Origin of the sequence: Nocardia asiatica NBRC 100129, assembly GCF_000308415.1 — a bacterium.
Taxonomy (GTDB): Bacteria; Actinomycetota; Actinomycetes; order Mycobacteriales; family Mycobacteriaceae; genus Nocardia; species Nocardia asiatica.
The window spans coordinates 1-16,789 of the sequence record NZ_BAFS01000053.1; the positions used below are offsets into that span (position 1 = coordinate 1).

At 70.3% G+C, this 16,789-nt stretch carries 11 protein-coding genes and 1 pseudogene; 7 read left to right on the forward strand and 5 right to left on the reverse strand.

What is annotated here, in order from left to right:
* Window positions 1–360: hypothetical protein (locus ON27_RS44285; RefSeq protein ID WP_218002960.1), on the reverse strand; the 360-nt coding region annotated here is incomplete at its 3' end.
* On the opposite strand from ON27_RS44285, the gene ON27_RS05720 reads away from it, so the two are divergent.
* Window positions 317–1,504, forward strand: a complete 1,188-nt coding sequence (locus ON27_RS05720; protein ID WP_444543653.1) for a lipase family protein — start codon at window positions 317–319, stop codon at window positions 1,502–1,504. The genes ON27_RS44285 and ON27_RS05720 overlap by 44 nt on opposite strands.
* A 53-nt stretch (window positions 1,505–1,557) precedes the next feature.
* Here ON27_RS05720 and ON27_RS05725 read toward each other — a convergent pair.
* A pseudogene (locus tag ON27_RS05725) lies at window positions 1,558–2,393 on the reverse strand (SDR family NAD(P)-dependent oxidoreductase).
* A gap of 211 nt (window positions 2,394–2,604) precedes the next feature.
* Complete coding sequence (locus ON27_RS05730; RefSeq protein WP_043720477.1) at window positions 2,605–3,150, reverse strand: histidine phosphatase family protein; 546 nt, start codon at window positions 3,148–3,150, stop codon at window positions 2,605–2,607.
* A gap of 108 nt (window positions 3,151–3,258) precedes the next feature.
* Between ON27_RS05730 and ON27_RS41115 the strand changes: the two genes are divergently transcribed.
* The 4 genes from ON27_RS41115 (at window position 3,259) to ON27_RS05750 (ending at window position 11,108) form a co-directional block, all read left to right on the forward strand.
* The gene (locus tag ON27_RS41115; RefSeq protein ID WP_043720479.1) at window positions 3,259–8,151 is read left to right on the forward strand and encodes an ATP-dependent helicase; all 4,893 of its coding nucleotides are present in this window, start codon (window positions 3,259–3,261) and stop codon (window positions 8,149–8,151) included.
* Between the two features lie 72 nt (window positions 8,152–8,223).
* Window positions 8,224–9,006 carry a DNA-formamidopyrimidine glycosylase family protein gene (locus ON27_RS05740; RefSeq protein ID WP_043720483.1) on the forward strand — a complete coding sequence of 261 codons (783 nt, stop codon included), beginning with the start codon at window positions 8,224–8,226 and terminating at the stop codon, window positions 9,004–9,006.
* 75 nt (window positions 9,007–9,081) lie between these two features.
* Window positions 9,082–10,458: a hydroxysqualene dehydroxylase HpnE gene (gene hpnE / locus ON27_RS05745; protein ID WP_245559793.1), complete on the forward strand. Its 1,377-nt coding sequence runs from the start codon at window positions 9,082–9,084 to the stop codon at window positions 10,456–10,458.
* Between the two features lie 74 nt (window positions 10,459–10,532).
* Window positions 10,533–11,108 (forward strand): TetR/AcrR family transcriptional regulator, encoded by a 576-nt coding sequence (locus tag ON27_RS05750; protein ID WP_043720499.1) that lies wholly within the window; start codon window positions 10,533–10,535, stop codon window positions 11,106–11,108.
* A gap of 169 nt (window positions 11,109–11,277) precedes the next feature.
* Here ON27_RS05750 and ON27_RS05755 read toward each other — a convergent pair whose 3' ends face one another.
* Window positions 11,278–13,011: a glycerol-3-phosphate dehydrogenase/oxidase gene (locus ON27_RS05755; protein WP_043720485.1), complete on the reverse strand. Its 1,734-nt coding sequence runs from the start codon at window positions 13,009–13,011 to the stop codon at window positions 11,278–11,280.
* Between the two features lie 825 nt (window positions 13,012–13,836).
* Here ON27_RS05755 and glpK point away from each other — a divergent pair.
* On the forward strand, window positions 13,837–15,336 hold the full coding sequence (glpK, locus tag ON27_RS05760) for a glycerol kinase GlpK (protein WP_043720488.1): 1,500 nt from the start codon (window positions 13,837–13,839) through the stop codon (window positions 15,334–15,336).
* A gap of 191 nt (window positions 15,337–15,527) precedes the next feature.
* On the forward strand, window positions 15,528–15,773 hold the full coding sequence (locus ON27_RS05765; RefSeq protein WP_043720491.1) for a hypothetical protein: 246 nt from the start codon (window positions 15,528–15,530) through the stop codon (window positions 15,771–15,773).
* A 223-nt stretch (window positions 15,774–15,996) separates the two neighbouring features.
* Here ON27_RS05765 and ON27_RS05770 read toward each other — a convergent pair.
* On the reverse strand, window positions 15,997–16,789 hold a 793-nt coding region (locus ON27_RS05770), incomplete at its 5' end, for an aminotransferase-like domain-containing protein (protein WP_043720502.1).

Below are 16,789 nucleotides of genomic sequence, written 5' to 3' on the forward strand. Positions count from 1 at the left end.
CGTTAGTGATCTTGTCGAATGGCGCGCCACGGGCTTTGTGAAATGTCCTGTTCGCTCGCGCGGATGCGGCGTGGCGGCCGGTCGGGCGCTATCTTCGCAGCGGATGGTGCCGCCTTCGCGGCTACCGGCGGTCCCGGAGTCGAAGGAGGTGCGCCAGTCCGCCGTGATCGGCTCGGGCCGCTCCGGCGGCGGTTCCTTCTGCTCTGTGCCGCGGTGAACGAGGTTCGCTGCGGCTTTCCGTGTAGTGCCGGTCTGTCCGGCGCACCGACGCCGCGGCGGCGGTGCGCCGGTGACGGCTGACTTTCGAAGGAAATCCGTGTCCAGAGTTCCGTTCAGGATTGCGATCTTGCTGGTGAGCATCGTCTCGCTCGGCCTGCTCGGCCTGCCCGCAACGGCTCAGCCGCTCTATCCCACCCCCGATCCTGACTTGTTCTACTCCGCGCCCTCCGACCTGGCGGCGTTCGCACCCGGCGACGTCGTCCGCACCCGCAAGATCGACACCGGCCCCTACCTCGGGACCGAGGGCTGGCAGGTGGCGTTCCGCTCCACCAACTCCCAGGGCAACCCCGTCATGGGCATCACGACGGTCCTGCTGCCCGCCGGGGTCGAGAACCCGCCGCTGGTCTCCTACCAAGCGCTGATCAATTCGCTCGGCACGCAGTGCAACCCGTCGCGCTCGCTGTTCAACGGTGAACTGCAGGACGCGGTCGGCGCCATGTTGCCGATCGGACGCGGCTGGGCGATCTCGCTGCCCGACTACCTGGGCCCGACTTCCGCCTACGGCGCCGCGCGACTGGCCGGCATGATGACGCTGGACAGCGTGAAGGCCGTCCGCAAGGTCGCCGAACTCGGCCTGTCCCAGTCTCCCGTCGCCATCGCGGGCTATTCCGGCGGCGGCATGGCCACCGCGTGGGCGGCCGCGATGCAACCCACCTACGCGCCGGACCTGCAACTTGCGGCCGCCGTGGCCGGTGGCATCCCCGCCGACATGGAGGAGATGGCGATGTCGCTGGGCTTCGACCCGCATCCCGGGTTCGGCCTCGCCTTCGCCGCGGCGATGGGACTGGAGCGGGAGTACCCGGACCGGCTGCCGATCTCCGATCAGCTCAACGAGAACGGTCTGTGGTTCCGGGAGTTCACCCACGACGCGTGCCGTCGGTTCCTGCTGTTCCACGGCGCCTTCCGCAGCGCCGAGCAGATGGCGGCGTCCAAGAGCCTGATGGACAGCCCGGAGGCGCACGCCGTGCTGCGGGAGAACAGCCTGCGGTACTTCGACGGCGTGCCGACCGTGCCGACCTATCTGTGGCAGGGCCGCTTCGACACGCTCACCTTCTACCGTCCCGTCGCCGAGGTCGCCGACCGGTACTGCAAGGCGGGTGCGCCGCTGCAGTTCCACACCGTCGACATCTCCGAGCACATGACCGCGGCGGTGGCCGGATTCGCCGACGCGTGGAACTACGTGGAGGCCAGGTTCCGCGGCGAACCCGCGGCGACGACCTGCTGAACGCACACTCGAAACGGCCCGGGAGATCCTCTCCCGGGCCGCTTTTCGTTCGGTCAGTCGATGGAGCGCACCTCTCGCTCGTACTCCGCGCGAGCCCGCGCGTCGGCCGGGCGCAAGGCGCGGTCGCCGTCGAAGAGGCCGCGGACCAAGCGCACCGCGCGTTCCGGCGCTGCGGCCAGCGCGATGTCCACCGGGCCGAGGTAGCTCGGCACGGCCACTTCGGCTCTGCGGGTGGCGCAGGTGCGCAGGATGGCGGCGGCGACGTCCTCCGGGTCGACGGTCGGCATGCCGTGGCCGAGCCGCAATCCGAGGAGAGACGGGTGCGCACGGCCGACGGCAGCACGCAGCTGACGCTGACGCCCTGCCCGGCGAACTCCAGGCGCGTCGCCGCCGAGAGACCGACCGCCGCGAACTTGCTCGCCTTGTAGACGGCCAAGCCGGGAATCGGGACCTTGCCCGCCAGCGAAGCGACATTGACGATGTGGCCGCGCCCGCGCTCGATCATGCCCGGCGCGACGGCCCGCATACCGTGGATGAGACCCCAGACGTTGATGTCCAGCGTGGCTCGGCCGACCGCGTCCGGCTCCGTCAGGAACGCCCCGGCGGGCATGACACCCGCGTTGTTGACCAAGACGTCGATTCCGCCCACCGCCGCGACGACCTCGTCCCACTGGTCGCGCGAGCGCACGTCGAGTTCGAACGCGCGCGCCCCGATCGCGGCGGCGGCATCGTCGGCGGCGGGTTTGTCCACGTCGGCGAGCACCATCCGCGCTCCCTTCGCGGCGAACGACGCCGCGGTGGCCCGCCCGATGCCGCGGCCGCCTCCGGTGATCAGGACGCAGGCTCCGCGCAGGTCGATGGCGGGATAACCGGATCCGAGAATCCTCATACGAAATCTCCTCGCTCGAGCGCGCGACGGGTGCTGCGCAGGCTGTGTTCGAAAGTGGCGAGACGGCGACGGCCGTCCGATCCGAGTAGCCGATGCCATCGGGGCGAGCCAACTCGGGTCACCGCCACCGACCGGCAGCAGTCCGCTGGCGGCGGCCAGCAGCGCCTGGCCGGGTTCCGGACCCGGCCGGAACGCCACCCGTCGCGCGCACTCAGGCCGTGAAGTGCAACGTCCATTCGCCGCGATAGTGCAGACGGGTGACGCTGCCGGGCGGGATATCGATGCGCCAGAAGGATTTCGGCGGCGCGTCCAGCGTCACCAGCAGCGCGGCCCGGATGACGGCCGGATGGGTGACCGCGATGGTGGACACCGCCTGCGCCGCGACCTCGGCCATCCAGGTCCTGGTCCGTTCGATCACGTCCACCACCGACTCGCCGCCGTGCCCCCGGAAAGCGGGGTCGGTGAGCCAGGCGTACAGCTCGTCCTGGGGTACCGACATCAGTTCACCGCCACGCCAGGCGCCCGCGTCCAGGTCGCGCAAACGGTTGTCCTCCTCGCCGGGCAGGCCCAGCAGCGCGGCCGTCTCCACCGTCCGGCGCTCGGGACCGGTGAGCACCCGGGGAGCGGTGAGCCGTCCACCTCCGGCCACCGCACGCCGCCCTGCCTCGGTGAGCGATTCGTCCACCGGGAAACGTGCCTTCCGCATCGCCTCGGTCATCCCATGGCTGACCAGGTCGAGTCTGAGCACTTTTTGCACCTGTGGAAGCGTACGGCCCGGCGTCGGCGGCTGTCGTTCGATTGCTCCGGCTTCGCTCGCGAAAACGGCACGGGCGTGCTTGTCGGTGGACCGGTGCACACTTTATCCATGGCCCAGTTCTCCCGCGCCACCCAGGAGTGGTTCGACGGCGCGTTCCCCGCGCCGACCTCCGCTCAGCTCGGGGCGTGGCGGGCGATCGCGGCGGGCGAGCACACGCTGGTCGTCGCGCCCACCGGGTCCGGCAAGACGCTCTCGGCATTCCTCTGGGCGATCGACCAGCTGGCCGCCCGGGAGCAGCGGCCCGAGCGGGCCGGTACCTCCGTGCTGTACGTGTCCCCGCTGAAGGCGCTCGCGGTGGACGTGGAACGCAATCTGCGGGCGCCGCTGGTCGGCGTCACGCAGACCGCCAAGCGCCTGGGCCTCGAGCCCCCCGAGATCACCGTCGGCGTCCGTTCCGGCGATACCAGCGCGGCGGATCGGCGGTCCATGTCGCGCACCCCGCCGGACATCTTGATCACCACGCCGGAGTCGCTGTTCCTCATGCTCACCTCGGCGGCCAGGGAGACGCTGCGGGAGGTGCGCACGGTGATCGTGGACGAGGTGCACGCGATCGCCGGTTCCAAGCGCGGTTCGCATCTGGCGCTGTCGCTGGCCCGGCTCGACCTGCTCACCGAGCGGCCGGTCCAGCGCATCGGGCTGTCGGCCACCGTCCGGCCGCCGGAGGAGGTCGGGCGGTTCCTGGTCGGCAACGCGCCGATCACCCTGGTGGCGCCGCCCGCGCCGAAGACGTTCGACCTCTCGGTGCGGGTGCCGGTGGCGGACATGACCGAGCCGGGCGAGTCCGACCAGCCGGGCTCGATCTGGCCGCACGTGGACGAGGCGATCGTGGATCTGGTGCTCGAGCACCGGTCCTCGATCGTGTTCGCGAATTCCCGCAGGCTGGCCGAGCGGCTCACCGCCCGGCTGAACGAGTCCTACGCGACGCGCCTGGGCGAACCGGTGGCGACCGAGCACGCGACGCCCGCCCAGCTCGGCCCGTCCACCGAAGTGATCCACGGCGCCGGGCCCCTGCTGGCGCGAGCGCACCACGGGTCGGTCAGCAAGGAGCAGCGAGCGCTGATCGAAGACGATCTCAAGAGCGGACGGCTGCGCTGCGTCGTCGCGACCAGCAGTCTGGAACTCGGCATCGACATGGGCGCGGTCGACCTGGTGGTCCAGGTGGAGGCGCCGCCCTCGGTGGCGAGCGGATTGCAGCGGATCGGGCGGGCCGGGCACCAGGTCGGCGAGATCTCGCGCGGGGTGATCTTCCCGAAGCATCGCACCGACGTCATCCACTGCGCGGTGGCCTCGCAGCGGATGACAGCGGGACAGATCGAGGCGATCCAGATCCCGGCGCACCCGCTGGACATCCTCGCGCAGCAGACCGTCGCGGCGTGCGCGCTGGACCCGGTGGACGTCGACGAGTGGTTCGAGGTGGTGCGCGGCACCGGAAGCTACGCCGCGCTGCCGCGCTCGGCCTACGAGTCGGTGCTGGATCTGCTGTCCGGGCGCTATCCGTCCGACGAGTTCGCCGAGCTGCGTCCCCGGCTGGTCTGGGACCGCGGCGCGGGGACGCTCACCGGGCGGCCCGGCGCGCAACGCCTGGCCGTCACCTCGGGCGGCGCGATCCCCGATCGGGGCATGTTCGCGGTGTACATGGTGGGCGAGAAGGCGTCCAGGGTCGGCGAACTCGATGAGGAGATGGTCTACGAGTCGCGCGTCGGTGACGTGTTCGCGCTCGGGGCGACGAGCTGGCGGATCGAGCAGATCACCTTCGACCGCGTGCTGGTGACGCCCGCGTTCGGGCAGCCGGGCCGGTTGCCCTTCTGGCACGGCGACGGGCTCGGGCGCCCGGCCGAACTGGGCTCGGCGCTAGGGGAATTCGTGCGCGCGGTCGCCCACGACCAAGCCGCCGAATCGGCCGTGCCCGCGAGCAAGAAGCCGCGCCGGCGCGAGGGCGGTGCCCCGTCCGCCGCGTCGAGAACCGCACCGGCGCAGGCGCGCCCCGACGGGGCCGAACCCGCTGGGCGCGCGGTACCGGAGCGCGTCGCGGGGCTCATGCGCTCCGCCGGTCTGGACGATTACGCGACCGTCAATCTCCTCACGCTACTGGACGAACAGCGCGCCGCGACCGGACATCTGCCCACCGATCGCACCCTGGTGGTGGAGCGTTTCCGCGACGAACTCGGCGACTGGCGGCTGGTGTTGCACTCGCCCTACGGGCTGCCGGTGCACGCGCCATGGGCGCTGGCCGTCGGGGCGCGGCTGCGCGAGCGGTTCGGCGTCGACGCCGCGCCGAACGCCTCCGACGACGGCATCGTGGTGCGGCTGCCCGACACCACCGACGATCCGCCCGGCGCCGAACTGTTCGTCTTCGAGTCCGACGAGATCGACGAGGTGGTCACCGAGCAGGTGGGCGGCTCAGCCCTGTTCGCCTCCCGGTTCCGCGAGTGCGCCGCGCGCGCACTGCTGCTGCCGCGCCGCGATCCCGGCAAGCGCGCTCCGCTGTGGCAGCAGCGGCAGCGCTCCGCCCAATTGCTCGACGTGGCACGCAAGTTCCCCGAATTCCCGATCCTGCTGGAGACGGTGCGCGAGTGCCTGCGCGACGTCTACGACCTGCCGTCGCTGCGCGAGCTGCTCGGCCGGGTGGGGCGGCGTCAGGTACGGCTGGTCGAGGTGGAGACGGCGACGCCGTCGCCGTTCGCGAACGCCCTGCTGTTCGACTACATCGGGCAGTTCATGTACGACGGCGACAGTCCACTGGCCGAGCGGCGCGCCGCCGCGCTCTCGCTCGACTCGGGGCTGCTCGCCGAGCTGCTCGGCCGGGTCGAGTTGCGCGAACTGCTCGACGCCTCGGTCATCGAGCAGACCGAGCGGGAATTGCAGCGGCTCACCCCGGAGCGGCACGCACGAGACGCCGAGGGTTTGGCGGATCTGCTGCGACTGCTCGGCCCGCTCACCGCCGCCGAGGCCGCCGAACGCTGCGACGAGGACCCGGCCGCCTGGTTCGAGAGCCTGCTCGCCGCACGGCGGGCACTGCGGGTCTCCTTCGCGAACCGCACCTGGTGGGTCGCGGTGGAGGACGCCGCCCGGCTGCGCGACGCGCTCGGGGTCCCGCTGCCGATCGGCACGCCCGCCGCGTTCATCGAACCGGTCGCCGATCCGCTCGGTGATCTGATCGGCCGCTACGCCCGCACGCACGGCCCGTTCGGCACGGAGGCGGTGGCGGCCCGGTTCGGGCTGGGCACCGCGGTCGCCGCCGGCGCGCTGCATCGGCTGGCCGCCGAGAAACGGGTCGTGGAAGGCGAGTTCACGCCCGCAGCAGCGGGATCGGAATGGTGTGACGCGCAGGTTCTGCGCAGATTGCGCCGCCGTTCGCTCGCCGCCGCCAGGCACGAGGTCGAGCCGGTCTCGACCGCGGCGTTCGGACGCTTCCTGCCCTCCTGGCAGCACGTCGGCAGCGGCGAACTGCGCGGCGTCGACGGCGTGGCGGCGGTGGTGGAACAACTGGCCGGCGTGCCGATTCCGGCCTCCGCCTGGGAATCGCTCATCCTGCCCGCGCGAGTGCCCGGCTACACCCCCGCGATGCTCGACGAACTCATGGCGACGGGCGAGGTGATCTGGTCCGGGCACGGCGCCATCACCGCCAAGGACGGCTGGGTCGCGCTGCATCCGGCCGAGCAGGCGCCGTTCACCCTCGCGCCGCCGGACGAGCTCGATCTCACGGACGCCCAAGCGCGCCTGCTCACCGCTCTGGGTGCGACCTTCGTGCCATGGACGCCACCCGGTCCCGTGGCGGATCTCCCGGATCGAGCGCCGGTGCCGTTGGACGAGCCGGATCCGCGTGGTGGTGCGGGCGACGGTCGCGGAGCGCACGGGCGATCGGACGGCACGGGCGGTCACACCGGCAGTGCCGCCGCACCGCACGGATACGGCACGGACGACGGTCGGCCGATCGGCTCTGGATCCGCGGCCGGTGCGGGGCATTCGGCCCCCGGCGCCGGCGCGGAACGACTGATACCGGTTCCGCAGGGCGGTGGCGCGTATTTCTTCCGGCAACTCTCGGACGCCACCGGACTGCTCGACGACGCCGCGGTGTCCACCGCACTGTGGGAATTGGTCTGGGCGGGCGTGGTTTCCGGCGACACGTTCGCGCCGGTGCGGGCGCTGCTGTCCGGCACCACGCGAACCACGACGGCCCACCGCACGCCCCGGCGTGCTCCGCGGGGCCGGGCCTACTTGCCTCGTCCGAGCATGCCCACCCGTTCCGGTCCCCCCTCGGTGGCCGGGCGATGGTCGCTGCTGCCCGAACGGGTGTCGGACAACACGGTGCGCGCACACGCCACCGCGGATCTGCTGCTGGAGCGGTACGGAGTGCTGACCAGGGGTTCGGTGCAGAACGAGGGCGTCACCGGCGGTTTCGCGCTGATGTACCGGGTGCTCACCGAGTTCGAGGACCGCGGCCGTTGCCGCCGCGGCTATTTCGTCGACTCGCTCGGCGGCGCCCAGTTCTCCACCACCGACGTGGTGGACCGCCTGCGTTCCTTCGACGCCGAACGCGCCCGGCCCGAGTCCAGGCAGCCGACCGGCACGGTGCTGGCGCTGGCCGCGTGCGATCCGGCGAACCCGTACGGCGCCGCCCTCGCCTGGCCGAAGAGCGACGTCGAGGGCGGGCATCGCCCCGGGCGCAAAGCGGGGGCGCTGGTGGTGCTCGTGGACGGCGAACTCGTCCTCTATTTGGAAAGGGGCGGAAAGACCCTGCTCACTTTCACCGAGGATCCGGACGCCCGCCGTGCCGCCGCCGGAGCGCTCGCCGACCTGGTCCACCGCCGCCGGGTGGACTCGCTGGTGATCGACCGCGTCAACGGCGACACCGTGCACGGCAACACCTTCGCCGGATTCCTCGCCGAAGCGGGCTTCTCCGCCACCCCACGCGGCCTGCGGCTGCGGAGCCGCCCGTGACTGCCCACGGCCACCGCGGCCTGGGCTCGAGTTCGCGGCGCGATCGCCGGATCGGCGCGCCGGAGTCGCCGTATGCCTGAGGGCGACACCGTTTTCCTGACCGCCAAACGGCTCCGCGCCGCGCTGGCGGGAAAGGAATTGACGCGCAGCGATTTTCGCGTGCCGCGTTATGCGACGGTCGATCTGCGCGGACAGCTGGTCGAGAGCGTCGGCAGCTACGGCAAGCACTTGTTCATACGGACACCTACCGTGAGCGTCCACACGCATCTCAAGATGGAGGGCAGCTGGCGGGTATTCCACTGCGGACAGCGCTGGACCAAGCCCCGCGTCGCCGCCCGGGTCGTCCTGAGCACAGCGGAGGTCGAGGCCGTCGGGTTCTCCCTCGGCACCGTCGAGGTGGTGCGCGCGCGTGACGAGCACCGGATAGTCGACCATCTGGGCCCGGATCTGCTCGGGCCGAATTGGGATGCGGCGGAAGCCGTCCGGCGGTTGCGGCGATATCCCGACCAGCCCATCGGCGTCGCCCTGCTGGACCAGCGCAACCTCGCCGGCATCGGCAACGTCTTCCGCAGCGAGGTCTGTTTCCTGCGTCGTGTCCACCCGGCGACCGCGGTCGGCCACGTCCCCGACTTGCTCGCGCTGGTGAACGAGGCGCATCGCATCCTGACCGAAGCGGCCGCGAAACCCCCACGACGGGCGCTGGCCTACGGCCGCACCCACCGGCCGTGCCAACGCTGCGGCACGCCGCTGGTAGCCGACCTGCTCGGTGACACCGCGCCCGACTACGACCGGGTGGTGCAACGAGAACGCGGCATCTTCTTCTGTCCCCGGTGCCAACCGGTGCCCGCCGACTGATCCGGCGTCGCGGATCGAAAAGCGCTCAGCCCTTGACGATTCACTGCCGCCGCCCTAACTTACAACTTGTCAGTTATGACGGGAGGCACCATGGGCGACCCACGGCGATACGTGGTGATCGGCGGCGGCCTGGCCGGGCTCGCCTCGGCGGTCTGGCTGGCGGAGGCGGGCAAGCAGGTCACCTTGCTGGAGCGCAGAGGCCGGCTCGGGGGCCGCGCCCACGCCATGCGCGCCGAGGCGGTGGACGACACACCGGACAACGGCCAGCACGTGATCGCCAGTGGATACGACCATCTGTTCCGCTATCTCACGAGTGTCGGCACGCGGGAATACGTCGCCTTCCCGCACGGCGGCACACTGCGCTGGCCCGATGGCCGCAGCGTCACCATGCGCACCAAGGGAATCGCCGCGTGGCGCACGCTGTCCGGCGCGCATCCCGACGCGAACCCCCTCGAACGCGTGCGCGCGGCCCTCGCCACGCTCCGGCTCGGCTGGCAGTGCCTGCACCAGCCCGCCGACCTGGCCGACCTCACCACCGAACAATGGTTCGACCGGGCCGGGATGCCCGCCAAAGCCCGTGAAGCGCTGTGGGACTGGCTGGCGCTGGGGATCGCGGCGGAGCCGGTGCAGCGGGAATCGGCGAAAGTGTTCGCCGACGTGCTGGCCACCGGCATCCGGCTGGGTTTGCGGCATCGGCGAGCCGTCGACATCGGTTATCCCACCACCGACCTGGACACGCTGTATGTCACCGGGGCGCTGCGGGTCTTCGACAAGCACGGCGTGCGGGTGCGTCATCGGGCCGTGGCCCGCCGCATCCACATCGCGGACGGCAGGGTCACCGGTGTCGCCTTGGCCGACGGCACCATTGTTCCGGCCGACGCGGTGGTGTGCGCGGTGCCCAACTCGAGCATCGGCGGGCTCCTGGACGAACTTCCCGAACACGCCGAGATCTACGCGGCGGCGGACAAACTGGGCTACACGCCGATCGTCAGCACCAACCTCTACCTCGACCGCCCGCTGGGCACCACGGCCGAGTTCGAAGCGCTGATCGGCGGCACCGGCGTCATCGACGAGGTCTTCGACCGCCAGCGGATGACCGGGCGCAGCACCGCGAAAGCCTGGCTGTACTGCCTGACCACCAGTGGCGCGTACGAACAGATCCACAAGTCCAGCGACGAGATCGTCGCCGAGCAGATGGCGCTGCTGCGCCGGTACTACCCCGCGGCCCGAGCGGCGAACGTCGTGCAGGCGCAAGTCGTGCGCATGCCGAAAGCCACTTTCTCGCAGGTCGTCGGAACCCACGCGCTGCGGCCGGCCCAGCGAACGTCGGTGCCCACTTTGGTGCTGGCGGGCGATTGGACCGCCACCGACTGGTCGGCGACGATGGAGAGCGCGGTGCAGAGTGCGGCTCGGGCGGTGGATCTGCTGCTCGAGCTACCTTCGATGGCGTGACCACGGACCGCTCCACGTCCGAGCGCGGCACCGCCGAACTCGCCGATCCGGCACGGGCGCGCCCTAAGCGCCGGATGTCCGCCGCCGACCGCCGGACGCAACTGTTGAACGTGGCGCGCGACATCGTCGCCACCGAGGGCTTCGCAGCGGTGAGCATCGATCGGGTGGCACGCGAAGGGCGGGTGGCCCGTGCGCTGGTGTATCAGCAGTTCACCGATCTGTCCGGGCTCACGTCGGCGCTGCTGGATCGAGAGTCGGCCATCGCGTTCTCCGGTGTGCGCAGCGTGGACTGGGACCACGGGGACGTGGATCGCGTCGGCCGGGGCATCCTCGCCTACCTGCACGCCGCGCCGACCAGCTGGCGCATCATGCTCAGCCCGTTCGACGGCGGGCCGCCCGAGCTGCGCGAACGACTCGCGCTCGGCCGCGCCTACGCCCGCGCGATCGGTGCGCGTCATCTGTCGCGCTACCTCGGGGTCACCGTCGACCCGAACGGCCCGACGGAGCGAATCCTGTTGGCCGCCATGGAAGAACTGGCCCGCCTGCACCTCACCGACCCGATCGAGTACCCGGACGAGCTGGTACTGCGCTATCTGCGCGCGCTGGTCGACTGGGCGATGCGCATGGAAACGCCACCCGGCGAACGCTGACCGCGCGATCCTCCTGCTGCACCTGGTCGGCTTGCAGCCGCCGAGTTCCGTTGATCGACGCGATGGCATGCCGGTCGGCTCACCTTCTGCGGAACCGGCTCGCTGCACTTCACGAACCCGACTGCCCCGACGAGCTGGTACGGCGGCGCTCACGGTATGCCGTGACGGTTCACCCTTCGGACGGCACCGGCTCGAGGATCTGCTGGCGCGGCTCCGGAGCCGCGATCCGCAGGGCATCGGCGGAGGCGTCGTCCGGTTGGGTCTGGGAGTTGACCTCCGCGTCGACCCGCGCCTGATACGTGCGCACCTCCCGGTCGATCTCCTCCTCGTCCCAGCCCAATATCGGTGCGATCAGTTGAGCCACCTGCTCCGCGCAATTGGCCCCGCGATGCGCGTACTCGATCGAGATCCTGGTCCGCCGGGCCAGGACGTCGTCCAGGTGCAGGGCGCCTTCGGCCGCCGCCGCGTAGACCGCCTCCACCTGCAAATAGGACGGCGCGTCCGTGATCGGTTGCAGGAGTTCGGGTTTGTCCTCGGCGAAGGCCATGACCTCCTCGATGAGCGAGCCGTACCGGTCCAGCAGGTGCTTGATCCGGTAGGGATGCACGCCGTAGGTCTCGGCCAGCTGGACCGTCTGGTTGACCAGCGCGAAATAGCCGTCGGCGCCGAGCAGCGGCACCTTCGCCGTGACCGATGGCGAAACCCGGGCCGGGATGTCCTCGGCGACTTCGTCCACCGCGTCGTAGGCCATCACGCGATAGGTGGTGTACTTGCCACCCGCGATGCCGACCAGGCCGGGTGCGACGCGGGCGACCGCGTGCTCGCGCGACAGTTTGGAGGTCTCGTCGCTCTCCCCCGCCAGCAGCGGGCGCAGACCCGCGTACACGCCGTCGATGTCGTCGGGCGTGAGCGGCGTGACCAGCACCTCGTTCACCCGTTTCAGCAGGTAGTCGATATCGGCCTTGGTCGCGGCCGGATGCGCCAGGTCGAGATTCCACTCCGTGTCGGTGGTGCCGATGATCCAATGCGCTCCCCAGGGAATGACGAACAGCACCGAGGTCGCGGTGCGCAGGATGATGGCGGTATCGCTGACGATCCGGTCCCTCGGCACCACGATGTGCACGCCCTTGGAAGCCCGCACGTGGAACCGGCCCCGCTGATGCGACAGGGCTTGGACCTCGTCGGTCCACACGCCGGTCGCGTTGATCACCACATGTCCACGGACCTCACCGGTGCGCCCGTCCTCGGTGTCGCGCACCTTCACGCCGATCACCCGGTCCGCCTCGCGCAGGAACCCCACCACCTGGGTGGACGTGCGGATCACCGCGCCGTAGTGCGCGGCGGTGCGCGCCAGCATCATGGTGTGCCGCGCGTCGTCGACGACCGTGTCGTAATAGGCGACGCCGCCGATCAGCGAGTCGCGCCGCAACCCGGGCGCCAGCCGCAGCGCGCCCGCGCGGGTCAGATGCTGCTGACCCGGAACGGATTTCGCGCCGCCCATGGTGTCGTAGAGAACCAGCCCGGCGGCTACGTACGGGCGTTCCCAGACGCGGTGGGTCAGCGGATACAGGAACCGCAGCGGCTTCACCAGATGCGGCGCCAAGGTGGACAGCGTGAGTTCGCGTTCCCGCAGCGCCTCGCGCACCAATCCGAACTCCAACTGTTCCAGATAGCGCAGCCCGCCGTGGAACATCTTCGACGACCGGCTGGAGGTCCCGGACCCGAGATCGCGGGCCTCGACCAGCGCCACCTGCAGGCCCCTGGTCGCCGCGTCCAGCGCGATGCCCGCCCCGACCACGCCACCGCCGACGACGACCACGTCGAAATGATCCTTGCCGAAGCGCTCCCAGGCCGTCCTGCGCTGCTCCGGGCCGAGGAACTGCGAATCCGGTTTCTTGGCCATGCTCGACTCCTCCAGCCGACGCGGATGTGTCCGATCGAGCGTTCAGGGTCCAGGCTAGGCGAATTGCCGCGAATCGACCGCCCGCGCCCCTCTCCGTGTCGCCCTGACCTACTCACCGGTAACAAGACCCACCGTACCGACCCGCCACCCCGCGCTCCAGCCCAAGTGGGCAGCACACACCGAGCCGCCCTCCCACCGCACCAACCCCGAGTCGCGAAAAGGCGAGCCCGAGCAGCTGCTGTTGGCGGCCCCACACGCCCCGCTCAGCCGCGTACGCCAACGATTGCTCCAACGGGCCACACAAGGGCTACAAAACACCCCGCATGGCAAACCTGCGGACCAGCACCAGCCGCTCACACCCTGCGCTGCCGCACCCCAACGCAGACACAACCCCATCAGCACCCGACTACCGAAACAGCCAACCCGAAGCGCACCGCCCCCACGCCCAGTGCACCGCCCCCACGCCCAGTGCACCGCCCCCACGCCCAGCGCACCGCCACCCCCCGCGCCCAGCGCACCTGAACCACGTCTTCCGAGCGCAAGACCGAGCACTGCCCGTTCGCAGCCCGGCTCGCGCCGAGGCACCGCTGAAGTCCGACAGCAGCACCGCGTCCCCCGAGGCAATGCGGTTCCTCGTCCTACGCGCCAGCACACCCCAACCACGTCTTCCGAGCGAAGCGAGACCGAGCATCCGCCGTTCGCGGCCCGGCTCGCGTCCGAGTGGCCGCCGCGCAGGCGACGAAGGAGCAAGCGGCGGGCGCTCGGACGCGAGCCATGAGGGGGCCGCGAACACGCCGCGCCGAAGGCGCGGCCAAAATACACTGCATGCGTCGCTACGTGGCCGCCATCGATCAGGGCACGACCTCGAGTCGGTGCATCGTCTTCGACCGGCGGGGACAGGTTGTCGGCGTGGCCCAGCGGGAGCACGAGCAGCTCTTCCCGCAGCCGGGCTGGGTCGAGCACGATGCCGAAACGATCTGGCGTAATACCGAATTCGTCCTCGGTGCGGTTTTGGAGCGCAGCGGGCTGGGCGCCGACGACATCGCCGCGGTGGGCGTCACCAATCAGCGCGAGACCACGGTGGTGTGGGACCGGGAGACCGGACGGCCGGTGTACAACGCGATCGTGTGGCAGGACACCCGCACCGACCGGCTGTGCGCGGAGCTGGGCGGCGACGCGGGTCCGGCCCGCTACCAGGATCGCACCGGTCTTCCGCTGTCCACCTACTTCGCCGGGCCGAAGCTGCGCTGGATCCTGGACAACGTGCCGGGCGTGCGGGAGCGCGCCGAGGCGGGTGAGCTGTGTTTCGGCACGGTCGACAGCTGGGTGCTGTGGAACCTGACCGGCAGGCACATCACCGACGTGACCAACGCGTCCCGCACGATGCTGCTCGATCTGCGTTCGCTGCAGTGGGATTCGGAGATCTGCCGCGAGTTCGGCGTGCCGGAGTCGATGCTTCCGCAGGTGCGCAGTTCCTCGGAGGTTTACGCGCCGATCAGTTCCGGTCCTCTGGCCGGTGTGCCGGTCGCCGGCATCCTGGGCGACCAGCAAGCCGCCACCTTCGGCCAGGCGTGCCTGTCGCCCGGTGAGGCCAAGAACACTTACGGCACCGGCAATTTCATGCTGCTCAACACCGGCACCACACCGGTGTTCAGCAAGCACGGCCTGCTCACGACGGTGTGTTACCGCCTCGGCGACGCGGACGCGGTGTATGCATTGGAGGGTTCCATCGCGGTCACCGGTTCGCTGGTGCAGTGGTTCCGCGACAACCTGGGCATAATCTCCGCCGCCGACGAGATCGAGCCGCTCGCTCGCAGCGTGGACGACAACGGCGGCGCGTACATCGTGCCTGCCTTCTCCGGGCTCTTCGCGCCCCGCTGGCGGCCGGACGCGCGCGGCGTGATCGCCGGTCTGACCCGTTTCGTCACCAAAGCGCACCTGGCGCGGGCGGTGCTGGAATCCACCGCCTTCCAGACCCGCGAGGTGGTCGACGCGATGCGCGCGGACGCCGAGTCCCAGCGGCTCGGCCTGGAGCTCACCACGTTGAAGGTGGACGGCGGCATGGTCGGCAACGATCTGCTCATGCAGTTCCAATCCGACATCCTCGACGTGCCCGTGGTGCGCCCGGTGGTCAACGAGACCACAGCGCTCGGCGCGGCGTACGCGGCCGGGCTCGCCGTCGGTTACTGGTCGGGCACCGACGACATCCGGGACAACTGGACCGCGGACAAGACCTGGCACCCGACCATGCCGGACGCGGACCGGGACGCGCATTTCGCCGCGTGGAACAAGGCGGTCGAGCGCACCTACGGCTGGGTGGACTGACACCGCGATCCTGCAGCTTTCCTCGATGGCCTCATGACCCGCGAACCAGGGATCGGTCGGTCGAAATCGAACCGGAAGCCCGGCACGCGGCACCACCTTCAGAAGTGATACGCGTCACTCAACGGAACGGCCTTCGCGTCGCCGCCGTCCAAATCGGCGTAAGGATCATTCGAGCGAAGGAACGAAAAGTAATGCGACGTACCGCATCCGCACTCGCCATCGGTGCACTGACCACCGGCATCCTGGCCATTGTCGCGCCGTCGGCGCACGCCGCTCAGCCCGGTCAGCCGTGCACGGTCCCCGGCGCGACAGCGCAGGACTATGTGGACGTAGGCAACGGAGTGCAGCGCAAAGCGACTCTCGCCTGCGCTCGCTCCGGCGGAGGATACGTCTGGAAAATCACGAACTACTTGCAGCCGGGCGTCAACGACGGCTGATTCATCGTCCGCGGCCGCGTGGGGTGCGGAGTCCGCACGCCCGCGGCCGCGCCGGACTCGACTCAGCCACTCGTTCCATCGTTCACTGCGCACATCCGGGAACGCAGTAGCAGCCTCGAGACCGGCGGCGAATAGGACGAGGGATCAGGCTCTGACCGTCACAGCCCGCACGGCACGGCCGATCGATTCACTGCTGCGGGCCTGGGACCGTCGGCGCAGCCGACTATTCACCCACGGCGCACGCGAGCCTTTCGACCGCCTCGAGCAGGGTCGCGGCCTCGGAGGTGGTAAAGCACAGCCGCATCGAATGACGATAGGCCGCGGTCACCGCGAATGCCGAGCCGGGCACGTAAGCGACTCCGTGGTCGATGGCATGTGGAAGGAGCGCAGCGGTATCGGTGCCGTCGGTGAAGTCGACCCACACGAACATGCCACCCGAGGCGTCGGTGCTCACCACCCGTTCACCGAAGCGATCGCGCAGCGCACCGACAAGGACCCGCGCCCGCTCACCGTAGACGTGCCGGATCTTGTCCACATGTGTCCCCAGCCAGTCGGTGTCGGCGAGTAGATCCGCGGCGATCTGCTGAGTCAGCGCCGAACCGCACAGGTCGGCCCCCTGCTTCAACAACTCCACACCCCGGCACACCACATCCGGTGCGGTCATCCAACCCACCCGCAGTGTCGGCGCCAGCGTCTTGGACACGCTCGACAGCCGGATCACATTGGCCGAATACGACGCGACCGGCTTCGGCGACGGCCGATCGAACCACAGCTCGCCGTACGGATCGTCCTCGATCACCCAGAACCCGTAGCGATCGGCGAGTTCGGCGAGCAGGCGGCGACGATCGGGACTCATCGTGACCCCGCGCGGATTGTGGAAGTTGCTCACCGTGTGCACCAGCGCGGGCCGCTCGCCACGCTCGAGCAGGTCGGTGAGCGCATCGATGCGCATGCCCTCGGCATCGATCGGCACGGCCACGATTCGCGCGCCCGCCGCCCGGAATACCTGTAGCGCG